The following is a 23,103-nucleotide window of genomic DNA, read 5'->3' on the forward strand; positions in this document are numbered from 1 at the left end:
CGTTCACTCCGTCACGCGGTACAGCCGCACCGAGCGGGCCGGTACGCGGATCGTCGTGCCGGAGGGGGAGAGGGTGGCCGGGGGGTGGGACTGGTCGTCCAGGGCGGTGTCGAGGAGGAGTTCGTAGGCGGCGGCCCAGGGCGGCCCGGGGAGGTGGAAGGGGAGGGGGCGGTGGCCGGCGTGGGCGAGCAGCAGGAAGCTGTCGTCGGTGATCGGTTCGCCGTGGGGGTCGCGCTCGGGCAGGCCGTGGCCCGAGACGTACATGCCGAGGGTCGCCGAGGAGGCGAACCAGTCCGCGTCGGCCATCTCGCGACCGTCCGGGCGGAACCAGGCGACGTCGCGCAGGCCGTCGGGGCCGAGGGGGAGCCCGGAGAAGAAGCCGCCGCGGCGCAGCGCGGGATGCGCCCGGCGCAGGGCGGTCAGCCGGGCCACCAGATCCCGTATCCGCGCCCATTGCGGCTCGGCCAGCAGCGACCAGTCCACCCAGCCGACCTCGTTGTCCTGGCAGTACGCGTTGTTGTTGCCGCCCTGGGTGCGGCCCATCTCGTCGCCGGCCACCAGCATCGGCACCCCGGTGGACAGCAGCAGCGTCGCCAGCATGTTGCGGATCTGCCGCCCGCGCAGCGCCGGCACCGCGGGGTCGTCGCTCTCGCCCTCCGCCCCGCAGTTCCACGACCGGTTGTCGTCGCTGCCGTCCCGCCCGTCCTCGCCGTTCGCCTCGTTGTGCTTGCGGTTGTACGACACCAGGTCGCGCAGCGTGAAACCGTCGTGCGCCGTCACGTAGTTGACCGAGGCCCGCGGGCGCCGCCCGCCCCGGTCGTAGAGGTCGGAGGAGCCGGTCAGCCGGTAGCCGAGGTCCCGTACGTCCGGGGCCGCGCCGCGCCAGAAGTCCCGTACGGTGTCGCGGAAACGGTCGTTCCACTCGCTCCACAGCGGCGGGAAGGCGCCCACCTGGTAGCCGCCGGCGCCCACGTCCCAGGGCTCGGCTATCAGCTTCACCCGGCGCAGCACCGGGTCCTGCGCGATCACCGCGAGGAAGGGGGCGAACATGTCCACGTCGTGCCGGGTCCGGGCCAGCGCCGCCGCGAGGTCGAACCGGAAGCCGTCCACGCCCATCTCGGTCACCCAGTGGCGCAGCGAGTCGGTGACCATCCGCAGCACGTGCGGCTGCACCACGCTCAGGGTGTTGCCGCAGCCGGTGAAGTCGGCGTAACGGCGCGGGTCGGCGGCCAGCTTGTAGTAGCCACGGTTGTCTATGCCGCGCATCGAGAGGGTCGGGCCGCCCTCGCCGCCCTCCGCGGTGTGGTTGTAGACGACGTCGAGGATCACCTCGATGCCGGCCGCGTGCAGCGCCTTCACCATCCGCTTGAACTCGCCGACCTGCTCGCCGCGGGTCCCGGCGGAGCTGTAGGCGCCGTGCGGCGCGAAGTAGCCGATCGAGTTGTAGCCCCAGTAATTGCGCAGGCCCCGCCGCTCCAGGTGCTCCTCGTGCGCGAACTGGTGCACCGGCAGCAGTTCCACCGCCGTCACGCCGAGCCCGGTCAGGTGCGCGATCGCCGCCGGGTGCGCCAGGCCCGCGTAGGTGCCGCGCAGTTCGGGCGGCACGTCCGGGTGGCGCATGGTGAAGCCGCGGACGTGCAGCTCGTAGATCACCGTCTCCGCCCAGGGCGTCCCGGGCCGCCGGTCGTTGTCCGGCCCGTCGTCCTCGTCGGCCACCACCACGCCCTTGGGCACGTACGGCGCCGAGTCCCGGTCGTCCCGTACGGTGTCGGCGACCGCCGGGTCCGGCCAGTGCCGCACGTGCCCGTACGTCTCCGGGGCCAGCGTGAACTCGCCGTCCACCGCCCGCGCGTACGGGTCCAGCAGCAGCTTCGCCGGATTCCACCGGGCCCCCGTCCACGGGTCCCAGCGCCCGCCGACCCGGAACCCGTACCGCGCCCCCGGCAGCACGCCCGGCACGAAGCCGTGCCACACCTCGTCCGTCAGCTCCGTCAGTGGCGCCCGCGTCTCGCTGCCGTCCGCCCCGAAAAGGCACACCTCCACCCACTCGGCGCCCCGCGCCCACAGCGCGAAATTCGTCCCGGCAGGCCCGTCGGGGCCTTTACGGAACCGCGCCCCGAGCGGCTCCGGCGAGCCCGGCAGGACAGGGACGAGCTCCGCGCCGGCCGGCCGCGGATCCCCGTCCCGGCGGGCGCGCGGCAGGGCCGGCGCGGAGGCGGCGGCCTCGAGCGCCGTGGTGACGGAGACGAGCCCCGGTGCGGCTCCGATGCCGCCCGACTCGGCGAACCCGGACTCGCGTGGCTCGGACACGGACTGCCTCCAGCGGCTCTCCACAACAACTCCACGGGCGGACCCCGACCTCTTCCGCGACGGTTCCGGGCATCCCGACCCGGCCCGGCGAACGAGCCCCCCGCCCCTTCCATTCCCCCAGCCCTCAGCACGTACCCCGTGCATACCCGGCCTGAACAAACCGGTACTCACCGGTGCACGGCGCGGGGCGGGCGTACTGCCGGCTCCGGCACGCTTGCGGCGCCGTACGGGTGGCGGTCGGCCGTGTCCGGCGCGGCACCGCGCGTCGTACCGGGGTGGCGCGCCGGGTACCCGCGTACCGCCCGGCGCCGAGCGGCCGTGCCCACCCCTCGCCCGGTCACCCGGCCCCCGGGTGGACGGGTTCGCGTTTCCCCGGCGGGTACGCCGTCGTTGGGTGTGCGTGACGAGAGCGGTGAGGCGCGTGGTACGCGCAGGCGCGGTGCTGTGCGCGATGGTGGTGGCGGGGTGCGGGGCGGGACTGGGGCAGGACGGCAAGCGCGGCACACCGGAACCGACGGCGACCGCTGCCGCGACGGCCTCGCGGGACGCGCGCGCGGACATCGCGGTCAGTCCGCGCGACGGCGCCCAGGACGTGCCGGCCACCGGGCCGCTGCGGGTCTCGGTCGCCCGCGGCACCCTCACCGAAGTGGTCGTCACCAGCGGCGACGGCCTGCCGGTGCCCGGCACCGTGACCCCGGACGCCCGCGCCTGGCAGGCGAACGGTCCGCTGCAACTGGCCACCACCTACACGGTCGACGCGTACGCCATCGACGACCGTGGCCGGCCCGCCGCCCGCCACTCGGACTTCACCACCCTGGTGCCCCCGCACACCGTCATGGGCTTCTGGACCCCGCAGGACGGCTCGGTGGTCGGCACCGGCATGATCGTCTCGGTGCGGTTCAGCCGCCCGATCGCCGACCGCGCCGCCGTCGAACACGGCATCACCGTCACCGCCGACCCGCCCGTGCCGGTGGCCGGCCACTGGTTCGGCGACAGCCGGCTGGACCTGCGGCCGGCCGAGTACTGGCGCCCCGGCACCCGCGTCACCCTGACCCTGCGGCTGCGCGACGTCCGGGCCGCGCCCGGCGTGTACGGCGTGCAGTCCCGCACCGTCACCTTCACCATCGGCCGCGACCAGCGCTCCACCGTCGACGCGGCCGCGCACGTGATGACGGTGCGCCGCGACGGGGTGGTGCTGCGCACCCTGCCGGTGTCGGCCGGCAGCCCCGAGCACACCACGTACAACGGCGTGATGGTGATCGCCGAGAAGTTGCCGCTCACCCGGATGGACAGCCGCACCGTCGGCTTCGGCGCGGCCTACGACATCCCCGACGTGCCGCACGCCATGCGCCTGACCCGCTCCGGCACCTTCGTCCACGGCAACTACTGGTCGCCGCCCACCGTGTTCGGCACCACCAACGTCAGCCACGGCTGCATCGGCCTCAGCGACACCAAGGGCGGCGGCCTCGCCACCCCCGCGGGCTGGTTCTTCACCCACTCCCTCATCGGCGACCCGATCCGCGTGGTCAACTCCCACGACACCACCGTCGCCCCCGACAACGGCATGGGCGGCTGGAACCTCACCTGGCCCCAATGGCGCGCAGGCTCCGCCCTCTGACCCGCACGGGCCGGACGAAGCCGCCCCCCAAGGGACGCGGGGCTGTTCCTTATATGCGGCTGGCGCCGCGTGGGCGCGCCGGTCGGAGGGGGCCGCCCCCAGGGGCGCGGGGCTGTGTCTTGTGTGCGGCTGGCGCCGCGTGGGCGCGGCAAGCTGCGGTTCACCCGTGCCAGGCGGAGGGGGCCGCCCCCAAGGGGCGCGGGGAACTGCGCGACAAGCCACAACGCGCCGGGCATCCGGCAAGGCACCGCGGGTGCAACGGCGGGTTGCCGCCCACAACGCGCCGGGCATCCGGCAAGGCACCGCGGGTGCAACGGCGGGTTGCCGCCCACAACGCGCCGGGCATCCGGCAAGGCACCGTAGGTGCAACGGCGGGTTGCCGCCCACAACGCGCCGGGCATCGGCACCGCACCGCGGGTGCAACGGCGGGTTGCCGCCCACAACGCGCCGGGCACCCGGCACCGCACCGCGGGTGCAACGGCGGGTTGCCGCCCACAACGCGCCGGGCATCGGCACCGCACCGCGGGTGCAACGGCGGGTTGCCGCCCTGAACGCGCCGGGCACCCGGCACCGCACCGTAGGTGCAACGGCGGCCCGCCGCCCAGACGGAGCAGCCCGCACGCCGCACTTGACGCGAAACACGCCCACCCGGCGGCAGCCGACCGCATCCGGTACTGAACGGTGACACGATGGCGCGCCCCCTCGTGTGATTCGTGTGATTTCCTTGCGCTCGCCGGGGGGAATCCGGGGTTCCGTCGCGTCAGGGGAGTCGAGAAGGTGGAGCCGAGAGCCTGGGCGCCCGGTGGGCGCAGAGGCGGCGTCGCGCGCCCCACGGCAGAGGCACGGCGGGCGGCGGCCCAGGCGCTCCCGGCCGCCTTGCCGGGCGTTCTGACGGCCACCCTGCTGGCGCTCGCCGCACTGCTGCTCGCCGGCTGCGGAGCACCGGGCGTGGGATCCGGCGACGACGCGGGTCGTACCGCGCGCAATGTCGTGTCGGGGACGGCCGTCTCCGCCGCGGCAGTGGCCATCGCGCCCGCCGACGGCGCCACCGATGTCGCCACCAGCGGCACCCTGAAGGTCACCGCCTCCGGCGGCGAGTTGTCCTCGGTCGTGGTCAAGGACGCCTCGGGGCTGACCGTACCGGGTGCGATCAGCGCGGACGGCGCGGTCTGGGCGCCCACCGCGCGGCTGCGGACCGCCACCGCCTACACCGTGGACGCCACCGCCCGTGACAGCCGTGGCCGTGAGTCCGACCGGCACTCGGCCTTCACCACGGTCGTCCCCGACGACACCTTCGTCGGCTTCGTCACCCCGCAGGACGGTGCCGAGGTCGGTGTCGGCATGGAGGTGTGGCTGCACTTCAACCGGGCGGTCACCGACCGCGCCGCGGTCGCCCGCGGGCTGACCGTCACCGCCGCGCCGCCGGTGGCCGTCGCCGCCAAGTGGTACGGCGACCAGGACGTCTACCTGCGGCCGCAGAAGTTCTGGGCGCCCGGCACCCGTGTCACCCTCGCCGTCGACCTGGCCGGTGTGCGGGCCGCCCCCGGGGTCTACGGACGGCAGCGCGAGAGCGTGCACTTCACGGTCGCCCGCAGCCAGGTCAGCGTGGTGGACGCGGCCCGGCACACCATGTCCGTCTACCGTGACGGCCGGCTCCTGCGCGCCCTGCCCGTCACCGCCGGCGTCCCCGGCCACGACACCCCCGGCGGCACCCTGGTGATCGCCGAGAAGTACGGCCGCACCCGCATGACCGGCGACACGGCCGGCTTCGGCGGCGAGTACGACATCCCGGACGTGCCGCACGCGATGCGGCTGACCACCTCCGGCACCTTCCTCTACGGCGACTACTGGTCACCGCCCGCCGTGTTCGGCACCGCCGACACCAGCCACGGCGGCATCGGCCTGCGGGACGCGCGCGGCGGCGCCGATTCGGCCGCGCCCGCCGCCTGGTTCTTCGCCAACTCCCTGGTGGGCGACGTGGTCGAGGTCACCGGCGGCAGCGGCCGCAGCGTGCAGTGGTACAACGGCCTGAACGGCTGGAACCTCGACTGGCCGCAGTGGACGGCGCTCTGACGTACCGGAGTCCGCCGTCACGGGCAGGTCCGGCGTCGTCGCGGCCCGCGCGGGTGCTGCCGTACGCTCCCGGCATGACTGTGACCCTCGAAGTCGACGAAGGCGTCGGCACCATCCGGCTGGACCGGCCGCCGATGAACGCGATGGACGCCGCCGTGCAGGACCTGCTCAAGGCGGTCGCCGAGGAGGCCGCGCGGCGGCCGGACGTACGGGCCGTGGTGGTGTGGGGCGGCGAGAAGGTGTTCGCGGCCGGCGCCGACATCAAGGAGATGCAGGGCATGTCCTACGAGGACATGGCCGACCGGGGCGCCGCCCTCCAGGGCGCCTTCACCGCGGTCGCCCGCATCCCCAAGCCGGTGGTCGCGGCGGTCAACGGCTACGCGCTGGGCGGCGGGTGCGAGCTGGCGCTGTGCGCGGACATCCGGATCGCCGCGGAGAACGCCAAGCTGGGGCAGCCGGAGATCCTGCTCGGCCTGATCCCGGGCGCCGGCGGCACGCAGCGGCTGGCCCGGCTGATCGGCCCGTCCCGCGCCAAGGACCTGATCTTCACCGGCCGCATGGTGGCCGCGCAGGAAGCGCTCTCCCTCGGTCTGGTCGACCGGGTGGTGCCGGCCGAGGAGGTGTACGGCGCCGCGCGCGAGTGGGCGGCGCGGCTGGCGCGCGGTCCGGCGTACGCGCTGCGGGCCGCCAAGGAATCGGTCGACAAGGGTCTTGACGCGGACCTGGACACCGGACTGGCCCTCGAACGGCAGCTGTTCGCCGGCCTGTTCGCCACCCGGGACCGGGAGATCGGCATGCGCAGCTTCGTCGAGGAGGGCCCGGGAAAGGCGCAGTTCACCCCATGATTTGACGGTGCGTGACGACGGTGATCCCAGGGTACCAATTCCCGGGGTTACCCCACGCAACACTCCGGTTACAGCCATGATGATGGCATGTCGGGTCGGGGAGGATCGGAGCAGCCGCGGCCGGCCGAGCCCGCGCCGGGGGCCGCGCCGGTTCTCGCCGCCGACGTGGACGACGGAGCTGTCGCGGGCGTCGCCGACGTCACGGATGCCCCGGCCGTCACGGATGTCACGGATGTGGCGGACCACGCCACCGACACCGATGACATCGATGCCGCCGAGGACCCGGCCCCCGCGGCCCCGGACCTGCCGGGCGACCCGTCCGTCGCCGAGGTGCTGCTGCCGACCTCGGACCGCCGGTCCGCCGCCAAGGCCCGCCGGATGTCACTCTCCGTACTGCGGAGGTGGGGCCTGCTCCAGTTCGCCGACCCGGTCGAACTGCTGGTCTCCGAGCTGGTGGGCAACGCCGTACGGCACACCGGCGCGCACACGATGGGGTTACGGATGCACCGGCGGCGCGGCTGGATCAGAGTGGAGGTCCGCGACCCCTCGCGCGCGCTGCCGTGCCTGCTGCCGGTGCGCGAGCTGGACATCAGCGGGCGCGGCCTGTTCCTGGTCGACACGCTCGCCGACCGCTGGGGCGTCGACCTCCAGGCGCGCGGAAAGGTCACCTGGTTCGAGCTGCGGGTCGCCCCCGAGCGCTGACCGGCGCCTTGTGCCGACGCTTTGCGCCGGCGACTCGTGCCGGAGCCCGGACAGGAGAAGAGGCCCTCCGCGTCGGGGGGGGGTGACAGCGGTAGGGCCTCTTCCCAATTCGCCGCGCGACAGGGGGGGTGTGCCCGCGGCGTCCGTGGAACGGCTGAGCCCGGGTCAGCGGCCGCCGTTGTCATCGACTGTTGCACGGGCAGGGGGGCAGAGGCAAATAGGCATACCGGGCAAGTCGGACATTCACCTGTCAGGGCTTGGCAAAATAATGGTGATGTCCACCACCCGCCTTCTAAATGATGGCCAAGCGCTCTCATTTCCTTCTCATCTTGGCCGACGTGTGGACGGACACGTACGGCGGGCGCGCCTTGCGGGTGATTCCGGCGGGCGCGGGCGAGCATACGTAACCGTACGGCCCGGTCGTACGGGTACGGCCGGGCCGTACCGCAGCCCCCCTCCGACCGCCCCGAGCCCCGAGGATCGTGAGCCGCATGACCAAGTCGATCGCCTTCAGCGAATACGGTTCCGTCGACGTCCTGCAACTGCAGGACACGCCGCCGCCCGAGCCCGGCCCGGGGCAGGTACGGATCGCGGTGCGGGCCTCCGGGGTCAACTCGCTGGACACCAAGATCAGGTCGGGGGTGATGCGGCAGGCGTTCCCCGTCACCCTGCCGCACATTCCCGGCACGGAGGCGGCCGGCGTGATCGACGCGCTGGGCGAGGGCGTCACCGGACTGACCACCGGCGAACCGGTCTTCGGCCCCACCCTCACCGGCTCCTACGCCCAGCAGGCGCTGCTCTCCGCGGAGCTGGCCACGATCATCCCGGACCCGCTCGGCTTCGAGCAGGCCGCGGCGCTGACGGTCGCGGCCGAGACCTCGTACCGCACCCTGGAACTGCTCGCGCTGCGCCCCGGCGAGACCCTGCTGATCCACGCGGCGGCTGGCGGCGTCGGCTCGATCGGCGGCCAGATCGCGATCGCCCGCGGCATCACGGTGATCGGCACCGCGAGCGAGGCCAACCACGACTACCTGCGCTCGCTCGGGGTGATCCCGGTGACGTACGGCGACGGGCTGGCCGAACGGGTGCGGGCGGTCGCCCCGGGCGGGATCGACGCCGTCCTGGACGCCTCCGGGCGCGGCGTGGTCGGCGTCTCCGTCGAACTGACCGGCGACCCGGACCGGGTGGTGACCATCGCCGACAACGCGGGCGCGGCCGAGTACGGGGTGCGCTTCAGCGGGGCCGCCCCGGGCGCGACCCGCCATGTGCCGGCCCTGGAGGAGGCGCTCGCGCTGTTCGCCGCCGGCAAGCTCAAGATCACGATTCAGCGGGCCTACCCGCTGGAGCAGGCCGCGCAGGCGCAACGGGAGATCGAGGCGGGGCACGTGACCGGGAAGATCGTGCTGACGGTCTGATGGCGTACACGACGAACGGGCCGGACTCCGAGGAGCCCGGCCCGCCCTTTCGTCCGTGTGCCGCGGTCAGTTGCCGTCAGCTGCCGAGGACCTGGAACTCCCACAGGGAGTAACCGTATTGAGTGGCGCGCTGGGTGCCGTACACCCGCACGTACCGCCCGGAGCCGGAGACGTTGAGCGTCTGGTTGCCGCCGGTGCCGGTGGTCGTGGAATAGATCGTGGTCCAGTTGGTGCCGTCGTTCGAGGTCTGGATCTGGAACGCCTTGGCGTACGCGGCCTCCCAGTTGAGGTTCACCTGGGAGATCGTGTGGGTGGCGCCGAGGTCCACCTGGAGCCACTGCGGGTCGCTGAAGGCGCTGGACCAGCGGGTGCCGGTGTTGCCGTCCACCGCGGCCGAGGCCGGGGTGCCGGCGTTCTCGGTCGAGGAGGCGGTGGCCGACTTGCCCTGGGAGAGCAGGTTGCCGGTGCCGCCGGTGCTGCCCGGCGCCTTGTTGTAGACGGCCACGTAGTCGATGTTCATCTGGCCGCCGGAGGCCGTGGCGGAGTTGGGCCCGCCGCCGAAGGCGTCCGGGAAGCCGCCGCCCATGGCCAGGTCGTAGATGATGAAGAACGGGTGGTCGACCGCGTTCGCCCAGGTGGTGGCGTCCACCTGGGTGGACTTGACGGTGAAGTAGTTGTTCCCGTCGAGGTACCAGCGGATCTGCTCCGGCGAGACCGAGCGGTCGATCTGCACGGCGTAGGTGTGGTACGCGGTCTGGCAGCCGGAGCAGGCCCGCTCACCGCTGCCGATGCCGGTCGACTCGTTGCACGGGCCGCCCGGGTTGGTGCCGCAGTGCAGCGTGCCGAAGACCGAGCTGCGGGAGTTGATGTCCTCCAGGATGTCGACCTCGCCCGAGGTCGGCCACGAGGTGCCGGAGCGCAGGGTGGAGCCCAGCATCCAGAACGCCGGCCAGTATCCGGCGCCGTTGGCCGTGGTGAGGTTGGGCTGCTGGATCGAGGACTGCATCATGACGACGCCGCCGGGGGGCGCCCCGAAGGTGGCCGCCTGGGTCTCGATCCGCCCCGACGTCCAGCCGGAGCGCGGGTCGGTGCCGCTGTGCAGGGCCTTGAGCACCAGGTGGCCGTTGCCGTCCTGGTACACGTTGGACGTGCTGTTGGTCATGGTCTCGATCTCACCGGTGCCGAAGCTGCTGCCCGGGCCGGTGTCGTACTTCCAGTTCCCGGTGTTGACACCGGTGTTGGCGCCACCGCTGAAGTCGTCGCTCCAGGTGGTGGTGAAGCCGGCCGGGGCCGCGGGCACGGCGTTGGGGGCCGCCGCGGCCTTGGCCGCCGTGTGGGCCTGGGGTGCGGCCTTGGCTGCCACGGGGGTGGCCGCGCCGCCCGGTGCCGCGGCCACGGTGAGCCCGGCCAGGCTCAGCGCGGCCACCGCGACGGCCGCGAGCGGCATCCTCAGCCGCGAACGCCGCCGGCGGTGCGTTTGGCGCTCTTCCCGTGCGTGATGCTCTGCCTGTCCACTGGACATGCGGGTTTCTCCTGTCCCGTACGAGCCCGAATGTGGGGGGTGGGCGCCCTTGGGGGGAGCCGACTTTCGTGAAAGCGCTCCCATGCCACGTCGGCCGGCCGCCCCGTAAGCGTTTCCGGCTCCCGCGCCCGGATGCCCCGGTCCCGCCCGGCCCATCCGTGAGAGCGCTCTCTGAGTCACGCAGTTGTCTATAGCCCCACCCGTCACGGGTCAACCCCTCCCACAGAATCCCTCCGGGGCTGGCGGGAGTTGGAGTAGCCCGAGCGGGCCGGGGGAAGGGTGAGGATTTGCCCTGCGGTCAGTCCTGTACGTGGAGGTCGAGGACCATCGCGTCGTAGACGGGCGCGTCGGGGAAGGGCTGGGAGGTTGCGACGGCGCGGTAGCCCCAGCGTTCGTAGGTGGCGCGGACTCGGGGGTGGGCGCGTTCGACCAGGAGGGAGGCGCGGGATTCGGGGCGATGACGCATGAGTTCGTCGTGGATCGTGCGGGCGATGCGGGTGCCGCGCCAGGGTATGCGGACCATGATCTCGCACAGGCCGAACATGTCATCGCCGACGCCGTAGTCGTAGACGCGGGGGCTGACGACATCGGACACTTGGCGCCATTGGTCTTCGGAGTCGGGCCTGCCGTAGGCATAGCCGACGATCTCGCCGCCGATCTCGCCCACCGTGCCGGCCCAGCCCGTGCGGCGGGCGTGACCGTCGAGCCGGGCGGTGAAGCGCGGCAGCGAGAAGAAGGGATCGGCCTCCGCCTCCCGCGCGTACACCTCGGCGTATACGTCGATGAGTTGCTGCCGGACGCGCGGGAAGTCGGCCTGCGCGTAGTGGGTGACAGTCAGGAGCTGGGGCGCGTTCACCGGCCCACCGCCCGGTACCGCTCGGCGAAGTCCCGGCCGGCCGAAGCCGGACCGTGGTGCTGTACGGCCTCGGCGAAGTCGGCCAAGTGCACCGCCCAGCGTGGGCTCTTGACGCTCGGCAGAAGGTCGAGCGCCCGCTCTCCTGCCTGGAGCGCTTCCTCGGCGCGGCCGGCGGCAAGGCTGTTGCGGGCGAGCGAGACCTGCATGGCGAAGCCGTTGCGGCTGAAGCCCTGCGGCAGCAGGGCAAGCGCGTCGACGTCACGGCTGGCGGCATCCTGGTAACGGCCGAGGTTGTAGTCGCACATAGCGGCTAGGCCGGCCACTTCGGCGGGGCCGCAGAATGCGAGCCATGGTGCTGGCGTATCCGAGGCGCGGTCGAGGGCTTGCTCCGCACGGTGCAGGGACTGGCCGGTGCGGGCGCTTTCACCGGTGAGCGACTGGCCGAGGGCGACGCGGGTGTGCAGGAGCGCCGACAGCCGTGCGTCACGCCGCGTGCGGGTGCGGTCCAGGGCCACGCGGGCCATGGCCACCGCCTCGCCACCGTGGCCGAGATCGCATGCCTGACGGGCCATGCAGCACCAGATGCGGGCCTGGAGCATCACGTCGCCGGCGAGGGTGGCGTACCGGAGGCCGAGGTCCCAGTAGCGCCGGGCGTCCTCGTGACGGCCCGCGTCGTAGGCGAACCAGCCGGTGGAGGCGGCCAGTTCTCCCAGTGCATGGTGCAGGCGGTTCTGGACGGTGCCTCCGTACGTGCAGGTGCGCGCTGCTTGCTCGACGTGCTGGATGTAGGCAGTGGCCACGGTGACGACTTGGGCCCCGCCGTGCTGGAAGTCGAGGCCGTCCAGCCGGTTCGTTGCTGCCTGGATGGCGTCGACGTCCGCGTGCCCGAGCCTGCCCGAGGCCGGAAGCGAGGGAAGGGCGACCACCGCCCCCAGCCCGATGATGAAGTTGCGGCGTTGCACTGACGTTCCCTCCGACGAAGGACCTGTCGTCAGATTATTGCGCTGCCAACCAGGCGGAGCCATGAAGCCGAGCTCCTCGGCGGGCAGTCCGAAGACGGCTTCCAGCAGTTCACGGTGCCTGTCCCAGGGCCATGACACCTCTCCCGACACCCACCGTCCCACGTGTCTGGGCGAGACCTTGACGGGGTCGCGGCCGAGCACGAGGGCCATGTCGCACAGATCCTCGGCAAGCCCCTCGAACGTCAGATGCCTTTGGGCCATGAGATCCCGAAGCACCTCGTTGCGCTTCCTGTCCATGCGATCACGGTAGCGGTGCGGACACTGAACGTCACGAAGAAAAAGTGTCCTGAATCTGCGCAGTAATGAGTAGTACGACTGTCCTTGGGGTCGATTACGCAGGGCGAGAAGCTGTTCACAGAGTCGGGCCGTGGAGACCTCGTCGTAGCGGCTCGCCGTCCCCCTGCCGAGGCAGCGAAAGGTTCCGCGTCATGTCCCGCACCACGCCCCCGCGTCGCGGTCCCGCCGAGCCCGGCGGTCCCATCAGTCCGTATGGTCCCGCCGGGTTCCGTGTCGAGGCCGAGGCCGAAGCGGTGCCCGAGGCACGGCGGCGGGTCGTCTCCGTCGTACGCGGCTGGGAACTGCCCCTGCCCGAGGGGACGTACGACGACCTGGAGTTGTTGGCCAGCGAATTGATCACCAACGCGGTCCGCTACTCGGGGGCCGCGTGCGCCGTGGCCGTGCGGTGGACGGGGGAGCGGGTCCGGGTCGAGGTCAGCGACACCATTCCTGTACGGCCCCGCCCCCGCCGGGCGGCGGTTGAAGCCGAGGGCGGGCGCGGCCTGTTCCTGGTCGAGTCGCTGTCCGCGGCCTGGGGCACGACGCCCGATCCCGCGGGCAAGACCGTCTGGTTCGAGCTCGGGCCGCCCGAACCGCACGCTGCTCCGGGTCCGCGGCGTCTGGCCGACCAGATCCGTGCCGTCCTGCCGGTCGCCGATTCCGCCCCCCACCCCATGGCGCCGCGCCGCCTTCGGACTCACCGCGCACCTGTTCCGCAAGCCTGAACCCGCCCATTCCCGAGCTTGAAGGAGCCCGACATGCCGTCCCTCACCGTTGAGGTCGACCCCACGCTGCTGCAGCCCACCCCGTGGAGCGGCCAGGGAACGTGGACAATCACCACCGACGCCGGGGACACGATCTCCGGCCATCTGCCCGCGTGGGCCGAGGAAGACCCCAGCGAGAACGGCGTCCCCGTCGACCAGCTCGCCTTACGTCTGGCCGGTGTCAGCCACCGCACCTTCTTCGAGGGCCAGATGATGCCCCTGGTCACTCCCGACCTGTCCGCCGAGGTGGAGGAGGACGCGGTCTTCGAGGGCAGCATCGACTGCAACCCCTATGCCCCGGACATCACCTTGCGCCAGCCGCACGTCACCCTCCAGGTCACTGCCGGCCACTGGATCCGCGGCCTCGACCCCGAAGACCTGACCCGTATCGCCGCTCAACTGCGTGCCCAGGCCGATCTCCTGGACCACGACATCCGCTCCGCCCTGATCGCCGCCCGCGACGACTGGGCCACCCGGGCATGACGAGTGCGACTCATCGATTGGAGGGAGCACACGTGACGACCGCAGCATTATCGGCACGGAATATCGGTACGCGGCTGCTCTGGCTGGACCTGACCCGGAGTTGCCAGCTTCACTGCGTGCACTGCTACAACGGTTCGGGGCCGCAGGGCGGCCACGGTGCCATGACCCGGGAGGATTGGCTCGACGTTCTGGATCAGGCCGCCGGCCACGGCATCACGCACGTGCAATTCATCGGTGGCGAGCCGACCATGCACCCCGACTTCCCGGGACTGGCTGACCGTGCCCTGGACCTCGGCTTGGACGTCGAAGTATTCACCAACCTCGTCCACGTCTCCCGCGAGTGCTGGGAGCTGTTCCGGCGCGACGGCGTCAGCCTCGCTACGTCCTACTACTCCGACCAGGCCGCGGAGCACAACGCGATGACCCGTCGGCCGTCGCACGGCCGCACCCGGGCCAATATCGAGCAAGCCGTGTGCCTGGGCATTCCAGTGCGCGTGGGTATCGTCACCGGGAAAGGCGAGCAGCACGTCGGCGCGGCCCGGAGCGACCTGGAGGGCCTGGGCGTCACCCGGATCGGCGTGGATCACGTCCGCCCCTTCGGGAGGGGCGCGGGCGACCACGCGCCGGACATGTCGAAGCTTTGCGGCGATTGCGGGAACGGTAAAGCCGCCATCGGCCCGGACGGCACGGTGTCGCCCTGCGTTTTTTCGGGCTTCATGGACGTGGGCAACGTCCGGGCGGCGCCGCTGGCCGATATTCTCGGCGGCGTCGCCATGGCCGAAGCCAATGCGACTGTCCGAAGCGCGATCCGGGCGGCCAGAGCCTGCATGCCCGACACCGCCCCATGCAGCCCGGACAATGCCCCTCCTCAGACGTGCGGGCCCGATGACAACGCCGAGTGCAGCCCGGGAACCCCGCCGAGTACGTGCAATCCCAGGAGATGACCACCGGATGACCCCCGACCCCGAGTTCCGGGCGCTGATCGAGCCGCACACGGGCATCGTCTCGGAGATCCGCCGCACCAAGTACGGGTTCAGCTCGGACCTGACGGCCGTCGTCGAGTGCGAAAAGGGACCTTTCTTCGTCAAGGCGATGCACAACCGGCCCGGGGGCCGTCGCGACTCCATCACGCGGGAACGGCTCATCAATCCCTTTGTCCAGCCGATCTCCCCGGCCTTGCGATGGCACGCGCAGGACGAGCGGTGGATCGTCCTCGGATTTGAGGCCGTTGAGGGGCGGCCCTCGGACCTCGCGCCGGGCTCGCCTGATCTGCCGATCGTGGTCGAACTCGTCAACGCTCTTGGGGGGCTGCCCCTGCCAGCGGTGGCGGGTGACTGGCCCGAGACGCGGTGGGACCGGTTCGCACGCGACGCGGCGGAGGCCGAGCTGTTCCGCGGCGACACCCTCCTGCACACGGACATCAACCCGGACAACGTCCTCATCGGCGCCCGGAACGGCTGGCTGGTCGACTGGGCATGGCCCACTCGGGGCGCGGCCTTCATCGACCCCGCGACCCTGGTGTTCCAATTGGTGGCAGCCGGTCACAGTGCCGAGGCCGCCGAGGGCTGGGTTGCCGACTGCCCGGCCTGGAGGACCGCGGACCCGAAGGCAATCGACGCGTACGCCGCCGCCAGCCTCCGGATGCAACAGCGGTTCGCCGAACGCCGGCCGGACGCCGAATGGCTCGGCGCGATGGTGAAGGCCGCGCAGGAGTGGGTGACGCACCGCGGGGTGTCCGTTTCCTGATTCGGCACGCGAAAGGAAGCCGACCCTGGCGTATGGCACCGACCGGTGCGGGGAAACACGCCGCACCCCCGTACCGGTCGGGCCACGGGACGCGTCGGGCGCGCACACCGATGCGGAATGAAGCTCTGCCGGGTGGACACCGACCGGATTCCTGAGGATTTCGTGGCCACCACCACTCTGGCCCTGCATGGCTATTTGACGGGCGCGCCGGAGTGGTGGAGCGGGGGTTCTGAACCGCCGCCACTGTCGACTACCCCTTGGGCCGCCGTGAGGCGAGGTACGCACGGCGGGCGTTGATGAGGGGTTGCAGGTCCGTCAGGGGTTCGAAGGCCAGCTCGCCGATGGGACCGCGGCCGGTGGCCAGGACGTGCAGGGGGGCGTGCCCGGTGCGCAGCAGCCAGGCTGTGGTGGGGAGTTGGGCAAGGGTGCCGGGCGCCGGGTCGGCGTCGATGGTGACCGTGACGGGGTCGGGTGGGGCGGCCAGGAGGTCGGCGGGGGCATCGGGGACGAAGTCCTGGCCGGGGAGGTCCCGCCAGGTCGTGACCCGGACGTGCGGCTGATCCGTGTCCCAGGAGCCGTAGATGAGGGTCACCGATTGGAGGATGCCGTTCACCGTGTGGCTCTCGCCCAGGTAGGAGGGGGACAGCCACGGAGTCCGCAACCCGTACATCGGCACGGGGCTCGCCCGGAAGGACCGTTCCAGTGCTTCGTACGTCGCTTCCTGAAGGGCCCGCGCCCGGTCACCGGAACCGCTGCGATTCATTGCTCCAGCCTGCCAGGTGACCGTGATCGCCGGCCAGACTTCGCGGAACCACCGTCCCAGGAGCGGGGCCCCGAACGCAGCGGCGGCGTTCAGCCTGACCCGAGCCCGGCAGAACAAACGAAAAAGCGGGCGGCGGTCCGGGGAGAAGGCCCGGACGCGCCGCCCGCCGCTGCGGGGTGGGGAAAAGGACTACGGCTGGAGGCGGATCACCTGCGGGTCGTGGTCGCTGGTCTGGTCGGCGAACTCGGAGTTGATGTGGACCACGTCGTAGTCCACGTCGTCCCGCAGGTTCGGGCTGACCAGGATGTGGTCCAGCACCTGGGAGTTGCCCTCGTACACGTACGAGTAGCGCTCCTGGACCGGCAGGGTGTTGACCAGGTCGGTGAGGACCGAGCCGTTGCCGGTCAGGCCGAGGACCGCGGGGGAGAACTGGTAGTCGTTCAGGTCGCCGAGGACGACGACGTTCGCGTGCGGGTCGGCCTTCTCGAGCTGCTGCACGAAGTCGTGCTCCACGATGGCCTGCTGGATGCGCTGCACCTCGGAGCTGCGCACCGGCGGCTGGAAGCGGCTGTCGATGCCCTGGTCGCCGCCCTTGCTGATGAAGTGGTTGGCGATCACGAACAGCTTCTGGCCGCGGAAGGTGAACTCACCGGCCAGCGGCTTGCGGGAGTCGGTCCACGCCGGGTCGTCCGGGGCGATGCGGCCCGGCGAGAAGGTCAGGTCGGTGTTCTTGCCGGTGCCGGTGACGCCGACCGCGGTGGTCGAGTCGCCGCCGGACCGGTCGGTGAAGGACACCCGGTCGGGGTTGAACAGGAACGCCTGGCGGATGTTGCCGCCGGGCTGCCCGCCGTCCTTGTCGTTGACCGGGTCGATCTCCCGCCACTGGTAGTGCGGGCCGCCGGCCGCGGCGATCGCTGCGGTGAGCTTGTTCAGCGTCTGGTCGGCGGCCACCGTGCCGTCGTCCGTGGCGCCGTTGTTGTCCTGGATCTCCTCCAGGGCCACGATGTCGGGCGAACGCAGGCTGGTGACCAGGCCCTTGGCCAGCCGGTCGAACTTCGCCTGGTCGTTGGAGGGCGCCAGGTTCTCCACGTTGTACGTGGCGACGGTCACCTGGTTCGGGCGGGCCTTCGCGGTGACCTCGGGGGTGATCCCGCCGTCCTTGACCGCGCCGATCACGCGCGCCTGCACGGCGTACGTGCCCCCGTACTGGTTCCAGTCCAGCGGTCCCTCGGTGGCGCCGGTCAGCGTGTCGCCGACGTTCGCGGTCGGGAAGGGCTGGCCGGCCAGCGGGATCAGCGACTGGACCATCAGCCGGCCGGAGTTGGGCTGGTCGTAGCCGGTGTAGAGGGTGCCGCCGCGCTTGGTCGGGTTCTGCCGCGGCTTGACGGTGACCCACAGCTCGGAATACGGGTCGGTGGCGCCGACCACGCGCGTGTCCGCGATCCGTACGTTCATGCCTTCGAGCGACGCGTACAGGTCCAGCGCGTAGTCCGCGGGGCGCAGCGGCAGCGACTCGATGTTGCCGCCGCCGGCGCTGGGCGCGAAGGCGTCGGGCACGTCGGAGGCGTCCAGCACGACCGGGGCCGGCACCGGGTTACCGCTGGAGATCACGGTGGCCTTGGCCTTGCCGAGTTCGGTGATCGCCTGGCCGCCCGCGCTCGCGCCGCCCGGGTAGTACTGGGAGACCGTCGCGTCCAGGCTCACGCTGTCGCCGACGGCCACGGCCGGGCTGGTGGAGCCGGTGAAGACGAAGATGCCCTCGCTGGTCCGCGGGTCGGCGTCGGGCTGCGGGTCCTGCACCCAGTAGCCGCGCGAGGAACCGTAGTCGCGCACGCCGGTGACGATGCCGGTCACGCCGGTGACCGTGCGGCCGGCCAGCGGGGACACCCGGGTCGGGCCCTGGATGTCGTGGATCTTGGCGGCGACCGGGGGCGTGGTGCTCGGCGGGGTCGTCGGAGGCGTGGTGGGGGGCGTGGTCGGCGGCGTGGTGGGCGGCGTGGTCGTGCCGCCGCTGCCGCCGGAGTTCTGCGGGGTGGGCGCGCCGGCGGTGAGGTCGGCCGCGTTGTCGTCGGTGTCCTTCAGCGCGTCGTTACGGGCCACCGACGCGGTGTTACTCGCGCCGGCCGCGGCGCCGCTGCCCTCGTGGACGACCGCGGTGCCGTAGCCGACCAGGTCCTTCACCCGGGAGTCGGCGGCGCAGGACGCGGGGTCCAGGCAGGTCAGCGGGTCGGCGCCGGAGACCAGCGCGACCGTGCCGGTGGTCCCCGACATGTTGATGGCGCCGGTCGCGTCGGGCGCGGGCAGCGGCGTGGTGCCGCCGGTGCCGGCCGCCTCCTGCACCAGGAACCGGCCGCCCCCGGCCAGCGTCCCGGTGAGCGCGGTGACCTGCCACTTGGTCGTCGCCGACGGGCTGCCCGGCAGGTACTGCACGCTGTAGCCGCTCAGGTCCACCGGTGCGGCGCCGGCGTTGCCCAGCTCCACGAAGTCATTGGTGTACGTGGCACCGGAGTTGCCGCCGCCCCCGTACACCTCGCTGATCAGCGCGTCCGCCGACGGCGCGGCGAACGCGGAGTGGACACCCACCCCGGCCAGCACGACGGCACCGGCTATGCCGACCGGCAGCAGCCGCTTCCTGAGCCCGGCACCGGTCCGGCGGCCGGCGGCGGCGCCCGCCGCCGCCCCGTCCGAACCGGCGGCGCCGGATCTCGCTGGTCCTGCGTTGTCCTCTGTGTGCTCCGTGGGGTGCGACACCGGGGCGTTCTCCTTCGAGCTTCGGCTTCTTCTGCGTACGCGGCGGTCGTGTGCGTACGGAAACGGTTCGTCGCGGCGGGCCGGGGTGACGTGGCGTCATGCGGCCGCCGTGGCGGACGATCCGGGCCAAGATACGCGCGTAGACCGAGTCTTCGAAGGGGTTTTCAGGTTAATTCTGGGTGGCTCGGGTTTTTGATCGGATGCGGGGGAGGGGGCGAGAGCTTTCCGCCGGACTGGTGGTGGGACCTGATCGGGCGCGGCCGGCGGCAGCGCGTCCTGGGTACGTCCCGGGCTCAGCGCTCGGCGCGTCCGTCGAGCCGATCCGCCGGACTGCCGAGCCGTTCGGTCGGGCCGCCGAACGGCAGGACGAGCGTGCGCGTCGCCAGCAGCCAGGTGCCGTCGATCCTGCGGAACGTGTCCTCGTAGTGGCCGATGTTGGCCGGCAGCCGCGGCGGCACCAGCCCGTCCCCGGAATAGCCGTCGACCCGGTACGTGGCGAAATACGTCGTCGCCGTCGCGGAGTCGGGCGCGTCGACGGTGACCAGGATGTTCGTGCACATCCGCCGCGACAGCCGATCCGCCGGCCGGCCCCCGAAGTACGCGCGCAGCGCCTCTCGCCCCTGGACCCGTCTCCCGTCGTACGGCCACTGCCACACCCCGTCCGGCGTGAACAGCTCGGCGACCGACTCCGGTTCACCGAGGTCCAGCCGCCGCACGAGCTCCAGGATCACGCGCTCGCAGGCGCGTTCCGCGAGAAGCCGCTGCATCGGGTCGAGTTCGTCGGTCGCCATTTCGACGTCCTATCAGCTCGGCCCGCGGGCTCACGAGTCCTTTTCGGACCCACGGCACTGGAAAACCGGTGGAGCGGCGAGGCTGTGCGCCCTTACCGTGCTGCCGACCGAGTCGTCTGGTGAAGGACGTGCCGTTGTACACCGTGTGAGACCTCCCGAGAGCTGATCTGTCGCGCGTCGTGCCTGTGCGCCGCGCTGCTTCTTGCTGCGGACTTCTCACTGAAACCGGTGTACTTCTGTGCTCAACAGCTGGGTGGTCATGCCCACGTGCCTGCCGCTCGTCCTCCGCCGTTGCCACGCGTGCACGTCGGAGCGCTTCCGGACAAGCGGCAAATTCCGCGTCAACGCCAACCACAAGCTCATCGACGCCTGGCTCCTCGCGCTCTGCACGGGGTGCGGGGAAACGGCCAAGCTCACGGTCCTGGAGCGGACGAATGTGCGTTCCGTACGACCCGAACTGCTGGACCGGCTGCACGACAACGACCCGGGCCTGGCAGCCGATCTGCTCCAGGATCCGGTCGTGCGGCGCCGTAATCGCATCGCCCTCGACTGGGACGACGCCTGGCGCCTGGACACCGGCGGATCGGATCACCTGGACCTCGAGGTGATCGACGTCTCGGTCCGCTTCGCGGCCCGAATCCCCGTCCGGCCGGTACGCCTGATCGCCGAAGGCTGCGACCTTTCCCGGGCCGAGGTCGAGCGCCTGATCACGGAGGGAAAGCTCGTCTCTGCGGTCCGCCTGACCGGCAGGCTCTCCGGCGACTTCACCTTCACGCTCAAGCGCTGAGCCCGCCTGGGGTGCAGGGCCTGTCCGGCACGATCCGCCGGACAGGCCCCGGACTGCTCAGGCCGCCGAGAGGGAGACCGTGCCGCGCAGGCCCGTGACGAGGAGGAGGACGCCGCGGCGGTAGTAGGAGTCGCGGCTGGCGCAGGAGACCAGGGCGTCGGCCGAGGCGATGAGGTGGGGGTAGCGGCGGGGGGAGAGGGTGAGGAAGAGGGCGCGCTTGGCGCGCAGGGCTTCCTCCTGGGCGTCCGGGTCGGGGCCGTGGGCGCGGCCGGGCTCGGAGACGACCAGGCTGATCAGGGAGGCCAGCACCTGGCAGGCGGTGTCGGCGGCGTCCTCGCGGGTCATGCCGGCCTCGAAGAGCAGGGACAGGGTGCGCTCGGTGAGGTCCAGGCCGGGCTCGCAGCCGAGAATGCGCAGGGTGAGCAGGGTGGCCGCGTTGGGGTGCGGCATCAGGGCGTCCAGGATCGCGGTCATCAGGTCGTGCATCTGCTCGTGCCAGGGGCGGTCGTCGGGCTCGGGGCACCGGACGTCCGACAGCAGGCGTTCGGCGATCGCGTCGAGGACGCCTTCCTTGTCCGGGAAGTGCCGGTAGAGCGCCATCGGCGTGACCTCGTGGTGCTGGGCGAGCCGGCGGATGGTGACCGCCTCCAGCCCCTCGGCGTCCACCACGGCCAACGCGGTGCTGACCAGTTCGTCCCGGTTCAGTCGCTTCTGGGCCGCCATCGCCGCCGCCTCTCCGTCATCCCGTCATATGTCCGCCGCGGGCAGTGTACATCGTAAACAAACGCGAACGGAAGGCTTGTGTACGGCGTAGACCTGTGGTGTATGGTGACGGCCAACGCTTATCTCGTATACCTACGACGTAGACGAAAGGCCGCTCCATGCGACGCAGCCCCTGGGCCACCCTGGTGGTGCTCGCCCTCGCGCAATTCATCGTGGTGCTCGACGTGACGATCGTGAACGTCGCACTGCCCAGCATTCAGAGCGATCTCGGTTTCAGCACCGACGGCCTCCAGTGGGTGATCAGCGCCTACACCCTGCTCTTCGGCGGCTTCCTGCTGCTGGGCGGGCGGGCCTCGGACCTGCTCGGCTCGCGCCGGGTCTTCATGGCCGGCCTCGTGCTCTTCGGCGTCACCTCGCTGGCCGGCGGGCTCGCGCCCTCGCCCGGCTGGCTCATCGCGGCCCGCGCCGTGCAGGGCCTGGGCGGCGCACTGCTCTCCCCGGCCGCCCTGTCCATCCTCACCGTCACCTTCGAGCACGGCCGCCGGCGCAACATCGCCATGGGCGTCTGGGGCGGCCTGGCCGGTCTCGGCGGCACCGCCGGCGTGGTCGTGGGCGGCATGCTGGTCGACTCGCTGAGCTGGCGCTGGGTGTTCATCGTGAACGTGCCGATCGTGATCGCCCTGGTCGCGGCCACTCCGCTGATCATCCGGCACATCGCGCCGCACGAGGGGAACCGTTCCTTCGACCTGCTCGGCGCGATCCTCGGCACCGGCGGCCTGCTCGCCATGGTCTACGGCGTGGTCCGCGCCGAACCCGTCGGCTGGTCGTCCTTCGAGGTCATCGGCTTCCTGGCCGCGGGCGTGGTGCTGCTGGCCGCCTTCGTCGCCGTCGAGGCGCGGACCGCGGCGCCGCTGGTCCCGCTGCGGCTGCTCCGCTCGCGCGCGCTGAGCACCGCCAGCGGCGCCCTCGGGCTCAACGGCGCGGCCTTCCTCGCGATGTTCTTCCTGACCGCGATCTTCATCCAGCAGGTCCGGGGCGCCTCGGCGCTGACCGCCGGCCTGGAGTTCCTGCCCATGGGCGGCGCCGCCATCCTCGCGGCCGTCGCCACCACCCCGCTGGTCACCCGCTTCGGCACCCGCCCGGTCCAGGTCGCCGGCGCCGTACTCGACGTCGTCGGCCTCGTCCTCCTCGCTCGCGCCGGCGCGCACGACTCGTACGCGAGCGGGCTGCTGCCCGGCCTGATCCTCTTCGGCATCGGCATCGTCGCGGTCTCCGTGCCCGCGCAGATCGCCGCGGTGGTCGACGTCGCCCACCGCGAGGCCGGCGCCGCCTCCGGTGTCGTCCAGGCCTTCTACCAGGTAGGCGGCGCGCTCGGCCTCGCCGTCGTCACCACCCTGTCCACATCGAAGGCCAACTCCGCGATCGCCGCGGGCGCGAGCCAGGCGGACGGCCTGACGGCCGGATTCCACCGGGGCCTGCTCATCGCTGCGGCTGTTTCTCTGGGCACCATAGCGGTCAGCCTGATGTCGCCCCGCCTCGAGCCCGACCCCGAACAGATCGCCGAGGCCGCGGCTGCGGCGTAGCCGCACCTACCCGGGAAGGGCCCGCCTGGCGGCGGGCCGGTTCGCCCGGAGCGCCCCTTGGTTTTCCCGGCGA

General features: G+C 71.9%; 19 protein-coding genes. 11 read left to right on the forward strand and 8 right to left on the reverse strand.

The features are described from left to right. Window positions 1-3: 3 nt before the first annotated feature. On the reverse strand, window positions 4-2,202 hold the full coding sequence (glgX, locus tag ITX44_RS04245) for a glycogen debranching protein GlgX (protein WP_236060079.1): 2,199 nt from the start codon (window positions 2,200-2,202) through the stop codon (window positions 4-6). A gap of 559 nt (window positions 2,203-2,761) precedes the next feature. Between glgX and ITX44_RS04250 the strand changes: the two genes are divergently transcribed. From ITX44_RS04250 to ITX44_RS04270, 5 genes are all read left to right on the forward strand, one after another. Continuing rightward, window positions 2,762-3,928 (forward strand): L,D-transpeptidase, encoded by a 1,167-nt coding sequence (locus tag ITX44_RS04250; RefSeq protein WP_205355869.1) that lies wholly within the window; start codon window positions 2,762-2,764, stop codon window positions 3,926-3,928. Window positions 3,929-4,705: 777 nt separating this feature from the next. Beyond that, window positions 4,706-6,001, forward strand: coding sequence for a L,D-transpeptidase (locus ITX44_RS04255; RefSeq protein ID WP_307795089.1), 1,296 nt, complete (start codon window positions 4,706-4,708; stop codon window positions 5,999-6,001). A 74-nt stretch (window positions 6,002-6,075) separates the two neighbouring features. After that, window positions 6,076-6,846: an enoyl-CoA hydratase/isomerase family protein gene (locus ITX44_RS04260; RefSeq protein WP_205355619.1), complete on the forward strand. Its 771-nt coding sequence runs from the start codon at window positions 6,076-6,078 to the stop codon at window positions 6,844-6,846. Window positions 6,847-6,933: 87 nt separating this feature from the next. Further along, window positions 6,934-7,548 carry an ATP-binding protein gene (locus ITX44_RS04265; RefSeq protein ID WP_205355620.1) on the forward strand — a complete coding sequence of 205 codons (615 nt, stop codon included), beginning with the start codon at window positions 6,934-6,936 and terminating at the stop codon, window positions 7,546-7,548. A 491-nt stretch (window positions 7,549-8,039) separates the two neighbouring features. Beyond that, on the forward strand, window positions 8,040-8,963 hold the full coding sequence (locus tag ITX44_RS04270) for an NADP-dependent oxidoreductase (protein WP_205355621.1): 924 nt from the start codon (window positions 8,040-8,042) through the stop codon (window positions 8,961-8,963). A 76-nt stretch (window positions 8,964-9,039) separates the two neighbouring features. Here ITX44_RS04270 and ITX44_RS04275 read toward each other — a convergent pair whose 3' ends face one another. The 3 genes from ITX44_RS04275 to ITX44_RS04285 all read right to left on the reverse strand — a co-directional run bounded on the left by ITX44_RS04275 (window position 9,040) and on the right by ITX44_RS04285 (window position 12,600). After that, complete coding sequence (locus ITX44_RS04275) at window positions 9,040-10,410, reverse strand: discoidin domain-containing protein (RefSeq protein WP_205355622.1); 1,371 nt, start codon at window positions 10,408-10,410, stop codon at window positions 9,040-9,042. A 373-nt stretch (window positions 10,411-10,783) separates the two neighbouring features. Further along, window positions 10,784-11,341: a GNAT family N-acetyltransferase gene (locus ITX44_RS04280; RefSeq protein WP_205355623.1), complete on the reverse strand. Its 558-nt coding sequence runs from the start codon at window positions 11,339-11,341 to the stop codon at window positions 10,784-10,786. Then, on the reverse strand, window positions 11,338-12,600 hold the full coding sequence (locus ITX44_RS04285) for an NsdA family TPR-like regulatory protein (RefSeq protein ID WP_205355624.1): 1,263 nt from the start codon (window positions 12,598-12,600) through the stop codon (window positions 11,338-11,340). Before ITX44_RS04285 ends, ITX44_RS04280 begins: the two co-directional genes overlap by 4 nt. Before the next feature lie 191 nt (window positions 12,601-12,791). On the opposite strand from ITX44_RS04285, the gene ITX44_RS04290 reads away from it, so the two are divergent. The 4 genes from ITX44_RS04290 to ITX44_RS04305 are packed head-to-tail and all read left to right on the forward strand — an operon-like array spanning window position 12,792 to window position 15,632. After that, a complete protein-coding gene (locus ITX44_RS04290; RefSeq protein ID WP_205355625.1) occupies window positions 12,792-13,364 on the forward strand; it encodes an ATP-binding protein in 573 nt (190 codons plus the stop codon). A 33-nt stretch (window positions 13,365-13,397) separates the two neighbouring features. Then, window positions 13,398-13,886: a DUF6907 domain-containing protein gene (locus tag ITX44_RS04295; RefSeq protein ID WP_205355626.1), complete on the forward strand. Its 489-nt coding sequence runs from the start codon at window positions 13,398-13,400 to the stop codon at window positions 13,884-13,886. 32 nt (window positions 13,887-13,918) lie between these two features. After that, complete coding sequence (locus ITX44_RS04300) at window positions 13,919-14,830, forward strand: radical SAM/SPASM domain-containing protein (protein ID WP_307795090.1); 912 nt, start codon at window positions 13,919-13,921, stop codon at window positions 14,828-14,830. Between the two features lie 7 nt (window positions 14,831-14,837). Then, window positions 14,838-15,632 (forward strand): protein kinase, encoded by a 795-nt coding sequence (locus ITX44_RS04305; RefSeq protein ID WP_205355628.1) that lies wholly within the window; start codon window positions 14,838-14,840, stop codon window positions 15,630-15,632. A gap of 250 nt (window positions 15,633-15,882) precedes the next feature. On the opposite strand, the gene ITX44_RS04310 is transcribed toward ITX44_RS04305, so the two are convergent. From ITX44_RS04310 to ITX44_RS04320, 3 genes are all read right to left on the reverse strand, one after another. After that, window positions 15,883-16,395, reverse strand: a complete 513-nt coding sequence (locus ITX44_RS04310) for a hypothetical protein (protein ID WP_205355629.1) — start codon at window positions 16,393-16,395, stop codon at window positions 15,883-15,885. A gap of 189 nt (window positions 16,396-16,584) precedes the next feature. After that, window positions 16,585-19,020: a DUF8508 domain-containing protein gene (locus tag ITX44_RS04315; RefSeq protein ID WP_205355871.1), complete on the reverse strand. Its 2,436-nt coding sequence runs from the start codon at window positions 19,018-19,020 to the stop codon at window positions 16,585-16,587. 419 nt (window positions 19,021-19,439) lie between these two features. Further along, a complete protein-coding gene (locus ITX44_RS04320) occupies window positions 19,440-19,937 on the reverse strand; it encodes a nuclear transport factor 2 family protein (protein ID WP_205355630.1) in 498 nt (165 codons plus the stop codon). Between the two features lie 238 nt (window positions 19,938-20,175). On the opposite strand from ITX44_RS04320, the gene ITX44_RS04325 reads away from it, so the two are divergent. Further along, the gene (locus tag ITX44_RS04325; protein ID WP_205355631.1) at window positions 20,176-20,724 is read left to right on the forward strand and encodes a DUF1062 domain-containing protein; all 549 of its coding nucleotides are present in this window, start codon (window positions 20,176-20,178) and stop codon (window positions 20,722-20,724) included. 57 nt (window positions 20,725-20,781) lie between these two features. Here ITX44_RS04325 and ITX44_RS04330 read toward each other — a convergent pair whose 3' ends face one another. Next, window positions 20,782-21,447, reverse strand: coding sequence for a TetR/AcrR family transcriptional regulator (locus ITX44_RS04330; RefSeq protein WP_205355632.1), 666 nt, complete (start codon window positions 21,445-21,447; stop codon window positions 20,782-20,784). A 158-nt stretch (window positions 21,448-21,605) separates the two neighbouring features. Between ITX44_RS04330 and ITX44_RS04335 the strand changes: the two genes are divergently transcribed. Continuing rightward, on the forward strand, window positions 21,606-23,030 hold the full coding sequence (locus tag ITX44_RS04335) for an MFS transporter (RefSeq protein ID WP_205355633.1): 1,425 nt from the start codon (window positions 21,606-21,608) through the stop codon (window positions 23,028-23,030). The last annotated feature ends 73 nt before the right edge of the window (window positions 23,031-23,103 follow it).

Source organism: Actinacidiphila acididurans (genome assembly GCF_016918855.1).
Classification (GTDB): Bacteria; Actinomycetota; Actinomycetes; order Streptomycetales; family Streptomycetaceae; genus Actinacidiphila; species Actinacidiphila acididurans.